The following is a 21,428-nucleotide window of genomic DNA, read 5'->3' as shown; positions in this document are numbered from 1 at the left end:
GTTTCATTCAGGGCGCCGCAAGCACAAGTGCTTATCGACGCCCACCTGGCGCCTAGACGGTATCCGCCGCTGACCCCTCGTCGCGCGAGAGGTTGATGCCCAGCGAGGAACCGGCCTGGTCAAACTCATCGTCGTCGCCGTCGAGCTCCATGGCGCTGCCGTCCGTGGAGAGCACCTCAACGTTGAGGCACAGGGACTGCAGCTCCTTGAGCAACACCTTGAAGGACTCCGGGATACCCGGATCCGGGATGTTGTCGCCCTTCACAATCGCCTCGTAGACCTTCACGCGGCCGACCACGTCGTCCGACTTGATGGTCAACAGCTCCTGCAGGGTGTAGGCAGCGCCGTACGCCTGCATTGCCCACACCTCCATCTCGCCGAAGCGCTGGCCGCCGAACTGGGCCTTACCGCCCAGCGGCTGCTGCGTAATCATGGAGTACGGGCCGGTGGAACGGGCGTGGATCTTCTCGTCCACAAGGTGGTGCAGCTTGAGCATGTACATGTAGCCGACGGAGATCGGGTACTTGTACGGCTCGCCGGAGCGACCGTCGTAGAGACGGGTCTTGCCCTGGCCGTCGACCATCACGTCACCGTCGCGGTTCGGCTTGGTGTTTGCCAGCAGGCCTGCGATCTCCTCGTTGGACGCACCGTCGAACACCGGCGTTGCGGTCAGCGACTCCGGCGGGACGTCGTAAAGGTGCTCCGGCAGGGTCTCCAGCAGCGCGGCGTTCTTCGGGTCGTCCGGGTTCACGGTCCAGCCGGCCTTGGCCAGCCAGCCCAGGTGCACCTCGAGGACCTGACCGATGTTCATACGACGCGGCACGCCGTGCGTGTTCAGGATGATGTCCACCGGGGTGCCGTCCTCCATGAACGGCATGTCCTCCGTCGGCAGGATCTTGCCCACAACGCCCTTGTTGCCGTGGCGGCCTGCCATCTTGTCGCCGTCCTGGATCTTGCGCTTCTGCGCGACGTAGACGCGGATCATCTCGTTCACGCCTGCGGACAGATCGTCGTCGTCCTCGCGGGAGAAGCGGCGGACCGCGATGACCTTGCCGGTCTCACCGTGCGGCACCTTCAGGGAGGTGTCGCGGACCTCGCGGGCCTTCTCGCCGAAGATGGCGCGCAGCAGGCGCTCCTCCGGGGTCAGCTCGGTCTCGCCCTTCGGGGTGACCTTACCCACGAGGATGTCGCCGTCGCGCACGTCAGCACCGATGCGGATCACGCCGCGCTCGTCGAGGTCCTTGAGCACATCCTCGGACACGTTCGGGATCTCGCGGGTGATTTCCTCGGCACCGAGCTTGGTGTCGCGGGCGTCAATCTCGTGCTCCTCGATGTGCACGGAGGTGAGGATGTCCTCCTCCACCACGCGCTGGTTGAGGATGATTGCGTCCTCGTAGTTGTGGCCTTCCCACGGCATGAAGGCGACGAGCAGGTTGCGGCCGAGCGCCATCTCGCCGTTCTTCGTGCCCGGGCCGTCCGCGATCACCTGGCCAGCCTCGACGCGCTGACCAGCAGACACGATCGGGGTTTGGTTGTAGCAGGTGCCCTGGTTGGTGCGGTGGAAGGTGCGCAGCTGCTGGGTGTCGCGAGTGCCGTCGTCGCCCAGCACGGTGATGTAGTCGCCGGTCACGGTCTCGATGACACCGGAGAGCGGGGAGATGACGGTATCGCCAGCGTCGTAAGCAGCGCGCTGTTCCATGCCGGTGGCCACGTACGCGGCCTCGGAGCGCAGCAGCGGCACAGCCTGCTTCTGCATGTTCGCACCCATGAGGGCGCGGTTCGCATCGTCGTGCTCGAGGAACGGGATCATCGCCGTTGCCACGGAGACCATCTGGCGCGGCGAGATGTCGAGGTAGTCAACACCCTGCGGGCCGACGACGCCGATGTCGCCGTCCTTGAGGCGGACCTCGATGCGCTCACCGGTCAGCTCGCCGTCCTTGGTCATCGGGGTGGCCGCCTGCGCAATCGCGTAGCGGTCCTCCTCGTCGGCCGTAAGGTAGTCGATCTGGTCCGTGAGCTTGCCGTCGTTGACCTTGCGGTACGGGGTCTCGATGAAGCCGAACGGGTTGACGCGCGCGTAGGACGCGAGCGCGCCGATCAGGCCAATGTTCGGACCCTCAGGGGTCTCAATCGGGCACATGCGGCCGTAGTGGGACGGGTGTACGTCTCGGACCTCGATGCCGGCGCGCTCACGCGACAGGCCGCCCGGACCCAGCGCGGACAGACGACGCTTGTGTGTCAGGCCGGACAGGGAGTTGTTCTGGTCCATGAACTGCGAGAGCTGCGAGGTACCGAAGAACTCGCGGATCGCGGCGGAGACCGGACGCACGTTAATTAGAGAGGTCGGCGTGATGGACTCCGCGTCCTGGGTGGTCATGCGCTCGCGCACGACGCGCTCCATGCGGGAGAGACCGACGCGGACCTGGTTCTGGATCAGCTCGCCAACGGTGCGCAGGCGACGGTTACCAAAGTGGTCGATGTCGTCGGTGTTGATCGGGATGAGCTCGCCGGACGGGGAGGTCATCTCGGTCTCGCCAGCGTGCAGGCGCACGAGGTACTCGAGCGTGGTGGCGATGTCTTCCTCGGTCAGCGTCATCAGGCCATCGTGATCGCCGCCGAGGCCCAGCTTGCGGTTGACCTTGTAGCGGCCAACGCGGGCCAGGTCGTAGCGCTTGGGGCGGAAGAAGGAGTTCTCCAGCAGGGACTGCGCGAGGTCGCGGGTCGGCTGCTCGCCCGGGCGCTGCTTGCGGTAGATCTCCAGCAAGGCCTCGTCCATGTTGGCCACGCCGTCGTTCTCCAGCGTGGACATCATGAGCTCGGAGAAGCCGAAGCGCTCCTTGATCTGCTCCTCGGTCCAGCCGAGCGCCTTCAGCAGGACGGTCACCGGCTGACGACGCTTACGGTCAATGCGCACACCTACGGTGTCGCGCTTGTCCACGTCGAACTCCAGCCACGCACCACGGGAAGGGATCACCTTCACGGCGTGCAGCGGACGCTCGGTGGACTTATCAATCGTCTCGTCAAAGTAGACGCCCGGGGAGCGCACGAGCTGGGAGACAACGACACGCTCGGTGCCGTTGACAATAAAGGTGCCCTTGTCCGTCATCAGCGGGAAATCGCCAATAAAGACGGTCTGGGACTTAATCTCCTGCGTATCGTTATTAATAAACTCCGCCGTCACGTAGAGCGGCGCGGAGTAGTTAATGTCCTTCTCTTTTGCTTCCTCGATGGTGTACTTCGCATCTTCGAAGCGCGGCTCGGACAGCGTCAGGCTCATGTTGCCGGAGTAGTCCTGGATCGGAGAAATCTCCTCTAGGATGTCCTCCAGGCCGCTGGCCACGCGGGCGTCCTCGCCGCGCAGCTCCTGCTCGCGGGTGCGCCACTCAGGCGTACCGACGAGCCACGCAAAAGATTCAAGCTGTACATCAAGAAGACCCGGGACGGTGATCGGCTCAGCGATCTTGGCGAACGAGTAACGTTCGGGGGCCCCGGGAATATCAGCCATTGACATGGTCTGGTTTGAGACTGCCAAGTTGGGTCCTTCCAGCACCTAGGGCGGACGCCACGCTATTTACTCTGGCTCTGTAAACAACCGGCATTTCCGCTGGGTAAGTTAGCATTTCGGTCTGCTTCGGAAGACCCGCCCCCAGAGATGACAAAATCACCTTGTCAAATCAGCACCCTTCGACATACCCCCTGCTCACACAGGCTTTCCGACGGGCGCCTCATGCAAGGCTCGCGCACTTCACTGGAGACGGCTTCCAGCGCAACGACTTAGCCTATAGCACAGTGCACGCTTTGTAAAGAGCAGACACACCCCCGTGTCGCCTGCGCGCCGTCGGAGCGAAAGCGGTGCCGTCGATAAGCTTGCTCCTGCACCGGAAACCTCACCGGTGACGTCGCTGCGGGGAAGCCTACCACCAGAGGTTGCTAACTCGGCAACCCCGCGACACCCGGCTAGCGGGCGCGGCCGGGACGGAACGCGCCGACCAGGCCAAACAGGGCAACAAGCGCGCCGAGCGCGATGGTACCCCACGTAACCTTTTGCGATACGGATTGCGGCACCACGCGGGAGAGCTGGGCCACCATCGCCTCGGTATCCTCCGGCGACATCGCGGCGTCGTAGGTAATGACGTTGGTGGGGTGCTCGCCGTTGTCGTCGGCGTAGAAGATGTCGACCTTTTCTCTCATGCCAACCACAAGACCGGTGACCTGGTCGACCTGAATTTCGCGGTCCGCAGCGTAGTTGCGGAAGGTGCGCACGCTGTCAGCATCCTCGCCTTCGCCGACCTCGACGGTGCTGGCGTTCAGGGCGTCGGCGTAGCGCAGTGCCAAGTTCGTCGGCTCGATGTGCTGAGTAAAGGTATACACAGTGCGGCCGCCGATCTCTTCTTCGCCGGCAAACTGCGCGGGCGCACTCCCCCGCAGCTGCGGGTCGAACACGTTGTAGTCCTGCTGCTGCACGTCGGACGGCAGCTTCAGCCAGGGCCCGTCCACGGGCACCTCCGTCGCAGGCATCGCCATCTGGCTGGACACCTGCGCAGGCAAGGCCACCTGGCCGGTGGCACGGTCCAGCACCATCGACCAGGTGGACGCGGTAACGAGGTTGTCAAAGTCCGAACCGGCCGTGCCGGCACGCAAGGTATCGCCGATGCGCACGCTCGCCACGTCGTCATTCGAGGGGTCCTGTACCTCCATATGGAGCTGGCGGGTCACGGGGGCAGGCTCGCCTTCGCGTGTGCCGTCGTCGTCGCGAAGCGTCCAGGTGGTGTGCGCGAGGTCGAGGGGCAGGCGGGCGTCGCCAAGCAGGAAGCGCGGCGCGAGCAGGCCGGCAACCACGAGCGCGATGCCGAGACCCACGAGGAGCGCGGAGAGAATCCTGGATTTAGGCAGCATGGGCCAAAGTGTAGTGGACACAGCTCGGGCTCCCCTGCGGGCGGGCATGACCACGTAACATCCTCAGCGAACGAGGCGTTGCGCCCCCGGTATCTCAGAATGCAAGATTTTTGCACACAGCTTCGGCTCAGCATATGTAAGGACATTCGCGCGTTTCGCACCCGCTTTGCAATGCTTCACGCCCACCTCCCCCTTTTGCGCGAATACAAATACGTACCTCTATACCCTTTGCGGCAGGTAAATTACCCTTTCCGGCCTACTGGTTAGTGTTTGAAAACTATTACCCCCCCCCTGATCACCCCCGCAATTCACACGGCCCGGATATAAGCTTGGACGCATACATAGTGAGTAGGGACACATTTATACCGCCTTTTCGCGTACTGGCGTCGCCGAATCACCCCCAGGCACCCCAAAGCCATTTCCAGCTTCCTGAGACTCACTTAGAATATCGTGCCAAACCGCCAGAAAACGCTAAGGAGAATATGATGGCTTACCCACCTGCCCAACCCCATAAGAGAGGCCGTCGCCGCGGCATGACAATGCTTGCAGCCTCGATGGCCATCGCCGTCGGATCGCAAGCGCTGCCAGTAGTTGGCCCTCACGCAGCAATTGCCAACGTGGCTCACGCCGCCGAGGCACCGAGCGCGAGCGACTGGGACCCCGCCAACATCGTCGCAGCGGATGCCATCACGCCGACTGACCGCGTGAACAAGGGCGTCCTCGACGGAAAACGCAACGTGGTGTGGGGCTACCTCTCCTACGCTGACCGTGGCACCATGGAGGTCGACGATATGCGCAACCCATGGAGCGACACCCCGGTTCCGGAGGGCGCGGACATGTACATGCGCTACGACACCGGTGGCGGGAAGATGTCTCGCATCCACAAGGCGACGACACACACGGATGACTTTGGCAACACGGTCTACGCCTTCGAGTTCAAGGACGGCTCCCCGAAGCTGGCTGCAGGCACCTGGAAGGATGGCTCCGCTGACGTCCAGCTGCTGATCGGCGAGAACAACTCGGCGATCAACCCGCACATCAACGAGCCGTTCTCCGTCGTACGCGCGACCCCGGGTGGCGCATGGTACAGCGGCAGCGTCGAAGATTCCCGCAACCTCAACTGGTCCATCCACCCAGTGGCAGTCAACGACCGTCGCGGCCCCACGTGGGGTGAGACGGTGGTCAAGGTCTACCAGGTCTCCCCCGCGTCGAATACCCTGAAGAGCCAGCTCTCCGAAACCCCGGATAAGGCCGTCAAGCGTACGTACTCCGGCCGGGTATGGAACGACTCTATGAAGGGCACCAACACGGAGAACGTGTGGGCCAAGGACCAGTACAACATCAACGTGGACAATGGTGTGCTTTTCGACGGCACGGACACTCCGGCCGAGGGACACACTGTCTACCAGGCCGTGCCGAACGACGAGGCGTACCAGGCGCTTGATGCGATCCGTCGCGATACAAACACCACCGGTAACCGCACGAGAGCCGACATCCAGGGCCGTATCAAGCGAACGGCTGACTACGTCCGTGCGCATCCCGAGAACTTCACCGTCTACTCCGCACCGGTGAAGGCGGATGGCACCTACATGCTGCGCTCTTCCTTCGACCAGGCCCGTCACGCGGACTACGTCTACATGTGGGTCGAGGACGCAGACCACAACATCAAGACCAACCTGTCGTCCTGGAACACCTCTGAGTTCCGCGCACCGGTGGGCAATGACGTCTACACCGAGTCGGGCCACGCACAGCGCTCCCTTGCCGACACCGACTGGGCGCATAACGGCCACGTGCCTGGCCAGAAGCACCTGGGCAACAATGCGAACGTTGCCACCGCCCCGCACCGCGACGGTGGCGGCAACTGGACCAACGTGAACTTCGCGTTGGCTACAAACGCTGACGGCTCCAGCCACACGGTCACCCCGGGCCAGCCCGATCGCGAGGCTGATAACGACGCGAACGATCCGACCTATGGCGGCCGCGTCGAAACGCCGCGCGGGACCGACACCGTCATCGACGGCCCGAAGAACACGGACGGCTCCGACCTTCCTGGCGACACCACCTTCGAGCAGCACCCGACTAAGCCGGTCACCGGCCCGAACGGTGAGCAGCTCCCGGGCTTCCCGGGCAAGGTAACGGTCGACCCGGGTACCGGCAAGGTCACGGTCAACCCGGACAACGGCGCTCGCGAGGGCGACTACGACATTCCGGTCAAGGTCACCTACCCGGACGGCACCACCGATACGGTCGACGTTGAGGTCACTGTCCCGGCGCGCGACAACGCGACCGAGGATCCGGACAAGTCCGATGCGGAGAACTTCGACCCGTACTACCAGCCCGCACAGGGCAAGCCGGGCGTGGGCACGAAGGTTGACCAGACCCAGGACCTGCCGAAGGGCAGCACGTTTGCCCCGACGCTGCCGAACGGCTGGACTGCGTCCGAGCCGGATGAAAACGGCGACTTCACCGTCACCCCGGCGAAGAACGCTCGCCCGGGCAAGGTCGACATCCCCGTCCTGGTGACCTACCCGGACGGCTCACAGGACACCGTCACCGCGCCGTTCACCGTCCTGCCGCTGGATAAGGACACGAACGACCCGCGTTACGAAGACACTGAGACCCCGAAGGGCGAGCCCACCGAGATCGATTCGCCGAAGAACCCGGACGGCTCCGAGCTTCCGGAGGACACCACGTTCAAGCCGGGCGAGAACGACTTCCCGGGCAAGGTCGAGGTCGACCCGGGCACCGGTAAGGTCACCGTCACTCCTGACGACGATGCAACCCCGGGCGACTACGAGATCCCAGTTGAGGTCACCTACCCGGATGACTCCGAGGAGACCACCACCGTCACCGTCACCGTCCCCGAAGACCCCAAGGACAACGGCGACGGCGGCGATACCGGCTCCTCCGACCAGGCTGCTGACAACGACCCGAGCTACGGCACCACCGAGGGCGCGGCTGGCAAGGAGACCAAGGTTTCCCAGAACGGCGACCGCGAGCTGCCTAAGGGTACCAAGGTCACGGTCGCAGATGCCCCGGAGGGCTGGACCTTCGGCGAGCCGAACGCGGCCGGCGACTTCACCGTCACCCCGGATAAGGACGCGTTCTCCGGCACCCGCGTGACCATCCCGGTTCGCTTCACCTACCCGGACGGCACCATCGACGACACCGAGGCCGTCTTCGTGGTGACCAACGACGCAGCCGACAACGACCCTGCGTACAAGGAAACCAAGGCTCCGCGAGGCAAGGACACGCGTGTCGACGCCCCCACGAACCCGGACGGCTCCTCGCTGCCGGAGGACACGACCTTCGAGCAGGGCGACTCTGACGATTCGGACTTCCCGGGCAAGGTCACCGTCGACCCTGGCACCGGTGAGGTCACGCTCACGCCTGACGAGGACGCCACCCCGGGCGACTACACCATCCCGGTTGAAATCACCTACCCGGACGGCACCGAGGAAACCATCGACCTCCCGGTCCTCATCCCGGATGACACCACCATCACCCCGCCGGACAACGGCGGCAGCGACAACGGTTCCGGTGACGGTTCGGACGATGGCTCCGGCGACGGTTCCGATGATGGCTCCGGCGACGGTTCGGACGATGGTAAGGACAACGGCTCTACCGACGCTGTAGACAACGATCCTGCGTACTCCCCCGGGTCCGGTCCGGCGGGTACCGCGACCGAGCTGAAGCAGGATGGCGACCGTGAGCTCCCAGAGGGCACCAAGTTCGTCCTGCCGAAGGCACCGGCTGGCTGGACCTTCGGTGAGCCGAACGAGAACGGCGACTTCACGGTCACCCCGCCCGAGTCCGCTCTGCCGGGTACGGCAGTGTCTATTCCGGTCAGCGTGGTCTACCCGGATGGCTCCCGCGAGACCGTCAACGCACCGTTCGAGGTTGTTGGCACTTCCGATGACGCAACGGACAACGAGCCGGTGTACGACGGCGACACCAAGGTCGAACCCGGTGACACCGAGACCGTCGACGCACCGCGTAACCCGGACGGTTCTGCGCTTCCGGATGACACCAAGTTCGAGCACAAGGACGACGATTTCCCTGGCAAGGTCGAGGTCGATCCGGGCACCGGCGAGATCACTGTCACTCCGGACGAGGACGCAAAGCCCGGCAAGCACACTGTCGTCGTGGAGGTGACCTACCCGGACGGCACCACCGACACCGTTGAAGTCCCCGTCGAGGTCATCCCGGCTGACAGCGGAGACGACGACAAGGACGACGGTAAGGGCGGCGACAACGGTAAGGGCAGCGAGGACTCGACTTCCCAGGCTGACAACAACAACCCTGGCTACGAGAACCAGCGCGGTCCGGCCGAAACCCCGGTCAAGTTCGAGCAGAACGGCGACCGCGAGCTGCCGGAAGGCACGACGTTCGTCTTCCCGAAGTTCCCGTCCGGCTGGACCCTGGATGGTGACGCTGACACCGGTGACTTCACCATCAAGGCGCCTGCGAACACTCCGAACGGCACCGAGGTGACCATCCCGGTCATCGTTTCCTACCCGGATGGTTCCAGTGAGACACTGTCTCCGATCTTCACCGTCGGTACCACCTCGGGCGGTTCCGATAAGCCCGGCGACGGCGGCAATACCGGCACGACCCCCGGCGGAAACACCGGCGGCAACGACACCGATGGCAAGGACCCGCAGGATAGCGACGCGCACGATCCCACCTACGGTGGCGACCGCACCACGACGCCTCGCGAACAGGACACTGTTATTGAGGGCCCGAAGAACGAGGACGGCTCCGATCTTCCGAAGGACACCACCTTCGCACCCGGTAAGCACACCTTCCCGGGCAAGGTGACCGTCCACCCGGGCACCGGCAAGGTGACGGTAAACCCGGACAAGGACGCCAAGGGCGGAAGCTACGACATCCCCGTCGTGGTGACCTACCCGGATGGTTCGAACGAAACGATCACCGTCCCTGTGCAGGTTCCGCCGCAGGTGTCCAACGGTGCGACCGTTGAGGTCAAGCCGGGCGATACCGTCACCGTTGGTGGCGACATCGACCCGAAGGATCTGCAGATCCGCTACCCGGATGGCACCATCAAGGACATCTCCGAGCTCAACCCGGGCAAGGACGCTGATGGCAACATCACCATCACTGTCCCGAAGGACTGGGCCGAAGGCACCTACGTCGTCGAGACCAAGGATGGCGACCGCGTCGTGGTCATCAAGGTTTCCTCGGAGTCGCAGGGCACGACCACTGGTTCCTCGGAACTGAGCGATCGCTGCATCGCCGGTCTCGCGGGCGTCGGCATCCCGCTCCTGCTCCTGATCCCGCTGGGTGTGGCTACCCAGGTGGCTATCCCGGGTCTCGAGGAGTTCCGCGCCGAGGCTGGCAAGGCTATCGAGCAGGTGAACACGCAGATCCAGCAGCAGCTGGGTATCTTCGACGAACAGTTTGCCCAGGCGGCACAGTCCGTGCTTGGACCGAACTTCCCGGCCCGCGAGCTCGGCACCGCAGCCGCGGCTCTGGCGCTCACCGCACTCGGTCTGCTCATCGCTGACCAGATTGCCCAGGCCTGCGCGCCTGAGTACGACGGCCTGAGCTCCAAGATTGGCGGCGGCGAAGGCGCCAAGGGGTCTTCCAGCAAGGAAGACGCGAAGAAGAACGAGGCTGATGAAAACTAGTTCCACCTAGTTGGCCGCGGCCGCCAGCATCAAACCCCCTGCACGATTGTCTAGATAGGCTTCTAGAGGATCAGGCAGGGGGGTTTGTCGTGCAGCGCAAACGCCGGCGATCACGCTTCAAGCGCCTCCGCTGCACTGCTTTTGCGCTGCATCACTATTCTTTACCGGCGTTTGAGGTCATCGATGGAGGCCTGCAGCCACATATCACTCATCATTTGCGCATGATGGTGTCGTTCGAGCTGCTCGGTAAGCTGATTCTGCGCGCGACGGGCTTCGGCCAACTGCCTGTTGTGCTTTTCATCCTGCTCGTACAGATTAGCTGCCTGGCTAAAATTCTGAGCCCGGCCTGCTGCAACGTACTCCCCTATTCTGCGAAGTACCGCGGAGGAAAAGTAGACATCAGGAAATCCAAGGCTGTTATAGCGCTGACGCAGTTCTCCCAGCTGTTGGGCGTACTGTTGCATCTGCGCTTCAGTCGCCCGATTCTTCGCGCGGCGTGAAGCATTCTCTCTTCCAAAAAGCGCGCGGTTCAATGTGTTGAGATTTTTGTTGTAGAGGTACAACGTGCCGAAGATGAGGCCGAAAATGAAGATCCCGCCAATAACTATGAAGAACAGCATTTCTAACACTGATTCGGGAAAATAGAATGGAGGATCCCCAGGCCGAGTGCTGTAGTTGTCGACGATTTCTCGCGCTTCCTCTTCGGAGATGTCATTGAGCGTTGCAACGAAACTGGCTTCAGACTCGGCGTATTCTTCCCACTCTGCCATGGTGCGCTTATAGGTCCGCAGCCTTGCCCAACTTTTATACGCGTGGACGGCCCACAACAACAGTGATACAACAAATGCCCATTTCAGCACGTCGGATGTGATTTGAGGCAGGCTCCTGGGGCGCCTCAACTGGGATTTCAAGGCAGCCCACCGAGAAAGGTACTGCTCATGTTCTTGCGCTATATTGCTTGCTTCGCGGACCTGCATTGCAAGTTGTCGATTAATCATTGCCTCACTCCCTAGTCTCAAGTCAGCCTCCGCGACGCGGCTGCCACTCGCTAGGCACAATACAAGGCAAAGTGTTGCTGCACTGGTTTAAAGCTAATCGCCCCTGTTGCGAATACTTACGTGAAAGAACCCAGCCCCTCTCCCCCCCCAAACACGCGAAACCCCCGCTCCCCGGTGTTTCGTACCGGTGGACGGGGGTGACGTCGAGAAGCGAAAGGCTCTTACTTGAGGGTGACCTTTGCGCCAGCCTCCTCGAGCTTGGCCTTTGCAGCCTCAGCGTCGTCCTTGTTTGCGCCCTCGAGGATGGCCTTCGGAGCACCCTCGACCATTTCCTTAGCGTCCTTCAGGCCCAGGCCGGAGACGATCTCGCGGACAGCCTTAATGACACCGATCTTCTTGGCGCCCGCGTCCTCGAGCACGACGTCGAACTCGTCCTTCTCTTCCTCAGCAGCAGCGTCGCCAGCAGCGCCCGGAGCGGCAGCAACAGCAGCAACCGGTGCAGCAGCGGTGACGTCGAAGACCTCCTCGAATTCCTTCAGGAACTCGGAAAGCTCGATGAGGGTCATTTCCTTGAACTGCTCAATGAGCTCGTCCTTGGACAGCTTAGCCATAATGGCATCCTTTCTGTTTGTGGGCGCTTTGGCCCGAATGTTTGGTGTGTGTAGTTAGTTCGCGTTATGCAGCGTCGTCCTGCTTGTCCTGCAGTGCAGCGACAAGGCGGGCCGTCTTGGACGCCGGAGCCTGGAACAGGCCGGCGGCCTTTGCCAAGGAGCCCTCGAAGGCACCAGCGAGCTTTGCAAGAGTGGTCTCGCGGTTGTCCATCTCGGCGATGGCGTCAACCTGAGCGGCATCGATGGCGTTGCCATCCATGTAGCCGCCCTTGATCACGAAAGCATCGTGATCCTTGTTGAACTTCTTCATGACCTTCGCAGCGTCGACAGCCTCGCCCTTGATAAAGGCGATAGCGGTCGGGCCGACAAGAAGATCGTCGAGACCCTCGATGCCCTGCTCGTTAGCAACGATCTTGATGAGGGTGTTCTTGGCGACGTGGTATTCGACGTCGAAGCCGAGCTCACCGCGCAGTTCCTGCAGCTGACCAACGGTCAGGCCACGGTACTCAGTCAGCACGATCGAGCTAGCTGCCTCGAACTTCTCCTTCAGAACCTTGAGCTCCTGCTCGTTCTTCGGGTTAGCCATGTACACACGCCTCCTTCCAATTCTTCATATCCTTCAATCCGCCCGGAGCATTTCGCTTCTCGACGCTCACACGTCCCAAAGAAAAATGCCCCGTGCAGAAGCACGAGGCACCCTGAAAGGCAAGCCACGTTTCTCCTGCGTGGGCCGATCCCTGGAGTGGGATTCCTTCGACTCTGCGATGGCAGAGTGACCGACGGTCTTCGGTGAAACTTGAGCACGGGTTTTCACCCGTTCAAACTTCGCGTCGTACGTTAGTCGGTCCCCTGCCAAAACACCAAATCGCGCCTACACTCCCGACGATTCCGCCGCGTCCGCGCTGGAGCTCCCCGGTTTCGGGGCGTGCCGCAGCATCTTCGCCGCCGCCGTGAAGAGCACGATGCCGCCGAGCAGAGCCATCAGGCCCACGCCGAGAATGAGTCCTCCCCAGAAGCCGCTGGCGGTCATGCCCTGCGAGGTCGCGACCTGCGCCTGCGCTGCATCCTCGCCGCTATCACCATCGCTGTCGCTTCCGCGCTTCGGCTTCGTGCCGTCGAAGGAGGACACGATCCCACCGGAACCGCTGCCGGTGGTCTTTTCGCCGGAGCCGTGGTCAGGCTTCGCGGGCGTCGTTGTTTGCTTCTTCGGTGTTGTCTGCTTCGTCGGTTTCTGCTTCTTCGGCGCCGACTTGCCCTGGGGAGTGGTGCCCGCCTTCTTGCGCGGAGCACTGCTCGCGCTCTCCGAGCCCTTGCCGCCAACGGAGCCCCTGCCGCCGGCGGAGGCGCTAACCCGATGCTCGCGTGTCGGGGCGGCCGCGCCACTTCCCCGCCTGCTGGGAGCACTCTGAGCCGGTGCCGGCGGCTTCGGCGACGTCAGCTGTGGTGCCGGCGGCTTCAGCGACGTCGTCGCGACGGCATCCTTGCCCCCACCACGCAGGTGCGCGAAGAACGGCCCTGCTTTCTCCCCGAAGGCGCCAAACTCCTTGTCCACGGAGCGGATCCCCTTGGCCAGGGCCCCCACCCACGTGTCCGAGCTGCCGGCACCAGAATCGGCGCCGGGCTCGTCGCTGGTATTGGCACAGTCGGTGTCGTCAAGCGATGCGTACCCGCTCGACGCGTACTCCTTCGCCTGCGCCACTGCGGAGTCGCCCACGGCAAACGCCGCGGTCAGCTCCTTCGAGAACGCCTCGCCCGAGCTGGCGGTGCCCTCGAAGCGGAACGTCGCGGAGTAGAGGCCGTCCTTGGTAAAGCCGAACGCCTGGTGGTCGTGGTCGTTGACCCCGTACTCCAGCGCGGTCGCAGCGTCACCGGAATCGAGCTCCAGTGTCGTGCCACCGAGCGACTCGTGCCAGGAGAAGATCCGCCCGGGGCCTTCCACATCCTTCATGGTCACCTTCACGTTGCTGCCTGGTGCCAAGCTGTCCTGCGTCAGCCGCGTCGTGGAAAACCCGAGCCACGGCAGGCCCTTCACCTGCGCCTGTGGCAGCACCCACATTGATTCGGGTTCGCCGGGGAAGCTTGCGCGGAAGTTCGCCGGGATCTGAGTTCTCGCCGCGTCGGGCACCTCGAACAGGAACGTGCCGGAGTCACGCGGGGTCGGCGAGCGCGGATCACTGTCATCGATGAGCTTCGCCCCAATGCCGCCGTCATCCACCAGCCCCATATCCATGTGACCAGCACTGATCAACGCCTCCGGCTTGGTGCGCAGTGCGCGCGCCGCCTCGCAGCGCCCCTCGTCCGGTCGCGTCGCGCTGGGCTGCTCGCTTGTCGACGCCACCGCACCCCCGCCCGACGCGGAGCCGTCATCGGGTTCTTGACTGGGTTCTTGGCTGGGTTCGCCTTCCTGCGGAAGCAGCTGCACCGTGGTCAGCGGCGCGCTCTCGCCGGTGCCACCGGTGCCAGCTTCCGCGCCAGCACCGCCGTCCTCAACGCCCTGCCCCGGGTCGCCGCCAACGTAGTTGGTCACTTTGCGCAGTTCGGTGGTGGTGCCGTCGGCCAGGCCCACATCGCCGTCATCGCCGACGAGCCAGTATTGGGTGATGGGCTTGGTGTGCTGCGGCGTGCCGTCGATAAGCGAGGCCCTGCCCTGCCACGTCAAGGCGTAGATGCCGGGCTTGGAAAAAGCCCAGTTGAAGTGGCCGTGCGCGCCGACTTCGTAGTCGACCGTGCGGGCCTGCGGGTCGGCACTGTTGAAGACGATTTCCGCGGGCGAGATGGCATTTTTGAAGAAGATGTGCACGTCGCCGGGCCCCTCGATGTCTGTGAGGTCGAAGTGCATGAGGTCGTCCTCGAAGTTGCTGGGGATGGCGGACGGGTCGCCCTCGTGGGCGGGATCGAAGGCGCCGAGACCCGACCAGATGGGGCGCCAGTTGTCGGCCCAGTCCACGGACTGCGGTGCGAGCCACACGGTATCGCCGGGCTGACCAAGGAAGTCGAGCGAGCCGTCGTCCGGGATCTGGATGCGGGAGACCTCGTTGCCGTCCGGATCGGCGTCGCGCGGCAGGCGGAAGCAGACATCGTCCTGGTTTACGACCTGCTGCCCGTCCACTGCCATGACGGTGAGGTCCCCGCCGACGCGGGTGCCGTAGAGCGCGTCGTTGTGGGAGTGATAGAGCAGCTTGCGGCCTGCGCAGGGGTGCGTCTTGCCGTCGCGGCCTGCCCACGGGGTATCGGCCGGCAGGTCGACGCCGAAGCCGGTATCGCCAGGCACGTGGCCAGTGTCGGTCAGCTCGGCTGCGGCAGCCACCGGAGAGCTGGCAACAACGAGCGCCGCCGCGGCGATGAGTCTGAGCAGTCGCATCTAGACGGTCTCCTTACGCGGCGCCCGGCCCGGCGCGCGCAGCACCCCGCGGCGCGGCGCGAACAGCCAGCTCAACCCGAAGATCGCGGTCACGCACAGGACGATGGTCGCACCGGTCGGCGAGTCGAAGGACCAGGCCAGCCACACGCCGAGGACGCTGCCGACGATGCCGATCAGCGCGGCCAGCACCATCATCGTCTCCAGGTTGTCCGTGAACAGGCGCGCGGCGGACGCGGGCGTGACCAGCAGCGCGATGACCAGGATGTTGCCAATGGTCTGCACCGAAATCACCACGGCAGCGGTCACGCACAGGTAGAGCACCAGGTCGAGCGCGGCCACGGGCAGGTTCATCGCACGTGCGGTCTCGCGGTCCAGCGCCACCGCGGTAAGCCACGGCCGCAGCGCCGCAACCAGCGCAATGATCACCGCGCCGGTCACGCCGCTCACCCACAGGTCGCGCACGCTTACGCCAGTCAGGGAGCCAAAAAGAAATGCGCTTAACGACGCCGTGTAGCCCTCGACCCGCGAAATAATCACCAACCCAAACGCGAACGCCGCGGCGAACACGATGCCGATGATCGCGTCCTCCTTGATCGTCCTGCGCTGCGACAGCACGGCGATCACGACGGCGACGACCGCCCCGGCCACAGCCCCGCCGAGCAGCACCGAGGCGTGGAGCGCGAACGCGATGGCCACCCCCGGAAAGACCGCGTGGGCGACCGCGTCGCCGATGAACGCCATCCCGCGCAGCACCACGAAGCAGCCGACCACGGCGCACAACACCGAGGCCAGCACCGCCGCCAGGAGCGCGCGGGGCAGGAACGCGAGCTGCGGGTTGGCCACGTCAGCGAGGAACTGCAGGAAACCAATCTCAAGCATGCGTGGCCTCCTTGGCACGGTGTGGTTGGTGTGGCTGGTTCCGTACGTGCGTCTGCAAGGCGGCCAGCCAGGGCGAGGACGGCCCAACCCCAAACGTGTCCATCCACGGTTGGGTGTCGCACAGCTGTCCGGGGGCCGAGTCGGCCACGACCCCGCCGCGGAAGAGGATGAGGCGGTCGCAGGAATCGACGGCCTCGACGATGTTGTGCGTGGACATGACGATGGAGATGCCGTGGCCCGCCAACTCGCGGAACAGGGCGAGCAGCTGCTCGGTGGACGGGATGTCCAGGCCGGTGAACGGCTCGTCGAGGAAGAGGGCCCGGGGTTTGCGCACGAGCGCGCGGGCGACCAGAACGCGCTGGCGCTGCCCGCCCGAGAGGTCCGCGATGGGGCGCGCGGACAGCTCGGTGAGGTTGACGCTGTCCAGGGCGTCCGCGACGGCGTCGCGCTCCGCGGCACCCGCGCGCGTGTACCAGGGCCGCAGGTCCAACGTGGCGTTGAGCACCGCGGACGCGACGTCGATGGGAAAATCCCAGGCCACGTCGTGACGCTGCGGGACATACCCCACTGCCTTGCGCACCTGCGCGCCGGTGCGCCCGGCGACGCGCACCGTGCCGCGCGCGCCAGGGATCAGGCCAAGCATGGCGCGCAGCAGCGTCGTTTTGCCCGCCCCGTTCGGCCCGAGCAGTCCGACAAACTGTCCGCCCAGAATGTCCAGGTCAACGCCGTCGAATACTGCGCGCCCCGGGTACCCGGCGCTAAGTCCCGAGACCCGAATCAGCGCATCTTGACTGCTCGCGGCCATTACGCGCGCCCCTTCCGCGAACGCACGACCAACAGGGCCACCAGCGCGACGACGAGCACGCCAATCCCCAGGGCGACGAGGAGCCCGGCGTTGCTGCCAGCAGATGAGCCCGCGGCAGCATCCGCAGCGCCGTCCGTGGCCTCGTTCTCGGCGCCATTTTCGGCCCCGCGCCACGGGCCGGAGAACTCGGCCGCCTGCGCCTCGGCGGGGTCGGTATCGCTGCCCACCGCGATGCGCACGACTTCCTCGTCGGTGTGGGTGTTGCCCTCGTTGTCCTTCACCACGGCGCGCACGCCCACCAGCTGCACGCCCGGCTGGGTAAACACCCAGTTGGCGTGGGTGTGCGTGTTCGGCTCCACCCACATCGGCTGCGTGCCGTCTTCGCGCGAGGACCACAGCAGCTGCGGCTCGTGGAACCCGCCCGGCTGCAGGAAAAGCGAGAAGTCGCCGTCGCCCTCGTGCCCGCCGAACTCCAGGCTCACGCCGTTTGAGGAGCGCTCCAGCAGCGACGGCGACTGCGTATTCCACCCCAGCCAGGGCACGCCTTGCACCTCGGTCTGCGGGATCACCCACACGTCATCGCCCGCGCCCGCGCCGGTGAAGTCGAAGGCCCCAGTGTCGGGCAGGGTCTGTTTGGCGTCGTCGGAGACCTGAAAGACGACGTCGTTAAGCCTGCGCCACACGGGCGGGTCCTGCGAATCGTCGCGCGCGAGGAAGATGAGCTCGTCGCCATCGAAGGTCGCGCCGAGGTCGACGTGGCCCGCGGAGATCACGGCCTGCTCGCCGGCGGGCGCGATCGCCTCGTCGTTGCGCACCGTCTGCTGCAGCGCGGGGTCATTGTCCATCCCCTGCGCGCCAGCAACGGGCGCGAGCGCGGTCGCCGCGGCGAGGGTGAGGGCTGCAAGTTGAAGTTTCATGTCAGGGTTCCTTTCTTATGGCGCAAGGCAAGTGCTTATCGACGCCGCGTTTTCTTCCACAAAGTGCACATACGTATCCGCGGGCCCCTCCCCCGGCGGGTCGAGGGTGTCGCCCCAGATCGGGCAGACCTGGATTCCCAGGTGCGCCGCCGTCTCCGTGAGCACGCTGCTGCTGCCTTCCAGCTGTGGTTCCAGAAAGACCGCGGGGACGTGCAGGTTTTCCAGCGTGCGGGTAAAGGCGATGACGTCGCGGGGGCTCGGCTCGATACTGGGGTTCGGCGTGACAAACCCGGCGATGCGCAGCCCGTAGGCCGCGCCCAGGTAGGAGTAGCCGTGGTGGGTGGTCACCAGGTTGCGGTTCGCTTCCGGGATGCGCTCCACCGCCTGCCGCATCCTCTGGTCCGCCGCGTCCAGCTGTGCGAGGTACGCGGTGGCATTGCGGGCGTAGTCCTCGGCGTGGGCGGGGTCGGCGGTGCTGAGCTCGTCGCGCACCACCTTGACCACGGCTTTCACCGCAGCAACGTCGTGCCAGAAGTGCGGGTCCAGCTCGCCGTGGACGTGGTTGCCCAGCACCGCCTGCGGCAGCAGGTAGGTCTCCTCCCCGGGGTTGCCCAGGAAACGGAAGGCGCGCTCCGGCGGGACGGGCTGCAGCGTGGTCGTCGGCACCGCGATCACGGCGTCGGCCGGGTCGAGGTCGCCCAGATCGTCGTCGCGCAGGGTGAGGCGGGTCTCGCCGTCGCGGAGCGTGGTGGTGATGTCCACGTGCCCCTGGTCCAGCACCGTTTTTCCGGGCGTCACTTGGGCCGGGTCCTGGCCGACGACCACCGTGAACGTGTCCTCGGCCTCGCCGCGGGTTGCCGCATCTTCCACGGAGTCACGAACCTCACCGCGCATGGTCAGCTCGTACACTCCTGGCTCGGAGAACGCCCAGCTGACGTGGGTGTGCGCGTCGACGGGCAGCACCGTCGAGTCCTTGGTGTCAATGCCGTCGTGGGAATCGAACACCACCTCGGGGGTGCCGAAGGTGCCGAGGATGAAGGCGTAGGCATTGCCGGGGCCGTGGGCGTCGATAAGCGAAAGCTCCGTCACCCCGGTTGGTGGCAGGGACTTGCCGGTGTCCACACGGAGGCCGAGCCACACGGTGTCCAGGCTGGCGTCCTCGACGAGCGGGATTGGCGAGAACCCGTAGCGCTGCGCTTGCTCCGCGACCGGCACGACGGGCACCGTTTCGCGGACGGTGGAGTCGATGGTGTGGGACAGCGATTGCGGCTCGAGGAGCAGGCCGTTGGTGAATACGGCGTCGGCGTAGGCGATGTCGCGGGTGGCGTGCAGACTCGGTTCGTAGGTGTGCGGGTCGACCCCGCGTCCCATCAGCGAAGTCACGGTCGCATCGTCGCCCGCAACGTTGCTCACCACGTCCGCGAGGATCGAGGTGGACGCGACGACGTTGAGGGTGCCGTCGTCGCCCTGGTCGCCACTCGCGCTGCCGCAGCCGCCCAGCGACGCGGCCAACGCAACGACGGCGCACGCGCCGACGGCACGGGTGGTCGCGCGCCTCACTTGGTGGCCCCAAGCACGGCGAGCAGGCGGCGTCGCAGCGCCGTGTCCAGGCAGAGCATGCCGCCGCCGAAGACGAGCACGCCAATCCCCAGCACGGCGATGGGCAGCGTCATCACGGTTGGGCCGGTCTCGGCGAGCCCGCCGCTGCGGGACCCGGACGCCGAACGCTGAGCTCCCCCGGCGGCCGCGCTTTCGCTGCCGGAATCTGCGGGGCCCGCGGAGCCTGCGGGGCCTGCGGAGCCGGTGCCGGCTGCGCCCGCGCCACCGCAGTCCCCCTCCGCGTCGTAGACGGAGCCGAAGTCGAAGTGGCCGTCATCGGCGTTGCCGGAACCGCCCACCTCGAAGGTGAGCGTCGCGGCGCCGCTGAGTTCAGTGCCGTCCTTCGCAGTGGCGGTGTGGCGCACGGTCACGTGGTAGGTGCCTGGGGCGCTAAAGACCCAGTTGGGGTGCACGTGCGAGTTCGCCGGAATGGTGTGGGCGCCCTGCGCGGTGCCGTGCTCGGCGCGGAACCACTCCTCGCCCACGATCTTGCCCAAGCCGCCTTGGGTGAACACAAACATGTTGCCGGGCCCGTCGAAGTCGGTGACCTCCCACGTCACCTCGCCGGTGGTGTGCTCCAGCAGGGACTCGTGCTGGGTGTTCGCACCCAGCCACGGCACCCCGGCCTGCTGGGTCGCGCCGATCATCCAGGCCTCTCCGGCCGGGATCGGTCCGACGTCCTCGGGCAGTGTGGTCGTTGCGGCATCGCCGAGCCCGAAGACCATCGTGGCGGGGTCGTTCCACGTCGCGGGCACCTGCCGGTCGTCCTTCACCTGCGGGCTCAGGGCCGGCTTGCAGGACTCGCTAGCCGCGGCGGTTGCGGCCTCAGTGCCCTCGGCGGGCTCGGCAGGCCCGCCGGCGTAGGTCTCCACCCGGTGCGATGCCTCCGACTCGTCCGTGTCAGCCAAGCCGCCGAGCGCCGAAGCGTCATCACTCTGCGTCGAAGAGTCCGCCGGGGTCGGTGTTGTCTCGGCCGAGTCAGCCTCCCCCACCATCCAGGTGTAGGTCGCCTCGTTCGACGTCGCGCCGCCCGCGTGCGCCACGACCCGCATCGTGTAAGTACCGGGCTCGGTGAACAGCCAGTTTGCGTGGGCATGCGCAGGCGTGGCCTGGTGGATGGTCGCGCCTGCGTTGAGGGCGAGGGTGGCGTCGTCAAGCACTGGCCCAACGCCGCCGAGCCCCTGCGCCTGGAAAAGGTACACCTCGCCTGGGCCGGAGATCTCGAGGAATTCGATGTCAATGTCGCTGATCCCCGCGCCGGCGAGCGCCTGCGTATCCCAGCCCGGCCAGATGAGGTCCGACTGCTGCGTCTGCGGGAGCAGGTAGCCTGGCGCGCCAATCCCCTCGACACTCTCGGTGTCCTCGGTGTATGCCTGCTCGCCGACAACAAGGGTGACGTCCTCGGGGGCGTGCTGCACATGCGACCCCGTCACGTCCTCCTGCAGGCTCAGCGCAATCCCGTCGCCGTCGGGGCGCACCGCAAACGCGTCGATGTGCCCGGTATCCAGGCTGAGCTCCGCCGCGTGCGCGATCGGCGCGAGGAACACCAGCAACAGCGCAGAGAGTATCGACGCCACCTTGCGCCGCCCACAAGTCACTCCGAAGATTTCCACTTAATGAAGACTATTTTCATTAAGCACGCATGGCAAGTCGCCCAGGTGAGCAAGCAAAAAGCGCCCCGGCGCCGGACTTTCTCAAGTCTGGCGCCGGG

General features: G+C 65.1%; 12 protein-coding genes. 1 reads left to right on the top strand and 11 read right to left on the bottom strand.

The features are described from left to right. Positions 1–52 precede the first annotated feature (52 nt). Together rpoB and pgfA are read right to left on the bottom strand one after the other, a co-directional pair. On the bottom strand, positions 53–3,550 hold the full coding sequence (gene rpoB, locus EAW56_RS00630) for a DNA-directed RNA polymerase subunit beta (RefSeq protein WP_095535276.1): 3,498 nt from the start codon (positions 3,548–3,550) through the stop codon (positions 53–55). Between the two features lie 407 nt (positions 3,551–3,957). Next, positions 3,958–4,896: a cell envelope lipid trafficking protein PgfA gene (gene pgfA, locus EAW56_RS00625; protein ID WP_095546817.1), complete on the bottom strand. Its 939-nt coding sequence runs from the start codon at positions 4,894–4,896 to the stop codon at positions 3,958–3,960. 533 nt (positions 4,897–5,429) lie between these two features. On the opposite strand from pgfA, the gene EAW56_RS00620 reads away from it, so the two are divergent. Next, positions 5,430–10,547: a Rib/alpha-like domain-containing protein gene (locus tag EAW56_RS00620; RefSeq protein WP_167457367.1), complete on the top strand. Its 5,118-nt coding sequence runs from the start codon at positions 5,430–5,432 to the stop codon at positions 10,545–10,547. A gap of 161 nt (positions 10,548–10,708) precedes the next feature. Here EAW56_RS00620 and EAW56_RS00615 read toward each other — a convergent pair whose 3' ends face one another. The 9 genes from EAW56_RS00615 to EAW56_RS00575 all read right to left on the bottom strand — a co-directional run bounded on the left by EAW56_RS00615 (position 10,709) and on the right by EAW56_RS00575 (position 21,330). Further along, positions 10,709–11,545, bottom strand: a complete 837-nt coding sequence (locus EAW56_RS00615; protein WP_147453234.1) for a hypothetical protein — start codon at positions 11,543–11,545, stop codon at positions 10,709–10,711. 221 nt (positions 11,546–11,766) lie between these two features. Next, positions 11,767–12,156, bottom strand: a complete 390-nt coding sequence (gene rplL, locus EAW56_RS00610; RefSeq protein ID WP_095275082.1) for a 50S ribosomal protein L7/L12 — start codon at positions 12,154–12,156, stop codon at positions 11,767–11,769. A gap of 64 nt (positions 12,157–12,220) precedes the next feature. Continuing rightward, entirely contained in the window at positions 12,221–12,742 is a 522-nt protein-coding gene (gene rplJ, locus EAW56_RS00605) for a 50S ribosomal protein L10 (protein WP_095546822.1), read from the bottom strand. A gap of 285 nt (positions 12,743–13,027) precedes the next feature. Next, entirely contained in the window at positions 13,028–15,517 is a 2,490-nt protein-coding gene (locus EAW56_RS00600) for a choice-of-anchor M domain-containing protein (RefSeq protein WP_095546823.1), read from the bottom strand. After that, positions 15,518–16,396, bottom strand: coding sequence for an anchored repeat-type ABC transporter permease subunit (locus tag EAW56_RS00595; RefSeq protein WP_095546824.1), 879 nt, complete (start codon positions 16,394–16,396; stop codon positions 15,518–15,520). Next, positions 16,389–17,201, bottom strand: a complete 813-nt coding sequence (locus EAW56_RS00590; RefSeq protein ID WP_122084678.1) for an anchored repeat-type ABC transporter ATP-binding subunit — start codon at positions 17,199–17,201, stop codon at positions 16,389–16,391. Before EAW56_RS00590 ends, EAW56_RS00595 begins: the two co-directional genes overlap by 8 nt. After that, positions 17,201–18,118 carry a choice-of-anchor M domain-containing protein gene (locus EAW56_RS00585; protein ID WP_095546826.1) on the bottom strand — a complete coding sequence of 306 codons (918 nt, stop codon included), beginning with the start codon at positions 18,116–18,118 and terminating at the stop codon, positions 17,201–17,203. Before EAW56_RS00585 ends, EAW56_RS00590 begins: the two co-directional genes overlap by 1 nt. A gap of 15 nt (positions 18,119–18,133) precedes the next feature. Beyond that, complete coding sequence (locus EAW56_RS00580; protein WP_165765487.1) at positions 18,134–19,678, bottom strand: anchored repeat ABC transporter, substrate-binding protein; 1,545 nt, start codon at positions 19,676–19,678, stop codon at positions 18,134–18,136. Further along, positions 19,675–21,330 carry a TIGR03773 family transporter-associated surface protein gene (locus EAW56_RS00575; RefSeq protein WP_122084676.1) on the bottom strand — a complete coding sequence of 552 codons (1,656 nt, stop codon included), beginning with the start codon at positions 21,328–21,330 and terminating at the stop codon, positions 19,675–19,677. Before EAW56_RS00575 ends, EAW56_RS00580 begins: the two co-directional genes overlap by 4 nt. Positions 21,331–21,428: the final 98 nt, after the last annotated feature.

Source organism: Corynebacterium gottingense, from assembly GCF_003693265.1.
In the GTDB taxonomy this organism is placed as follows: Bacteria; Actinomycetota; Actinomycetes; order Mycobacteriales; family Mycobacteriaceae; genus Corynebacterium; species Corynebacterium gottingense.
This window is presented reverse-complemented; position numbering and strand designations above follow the sequence as displayed.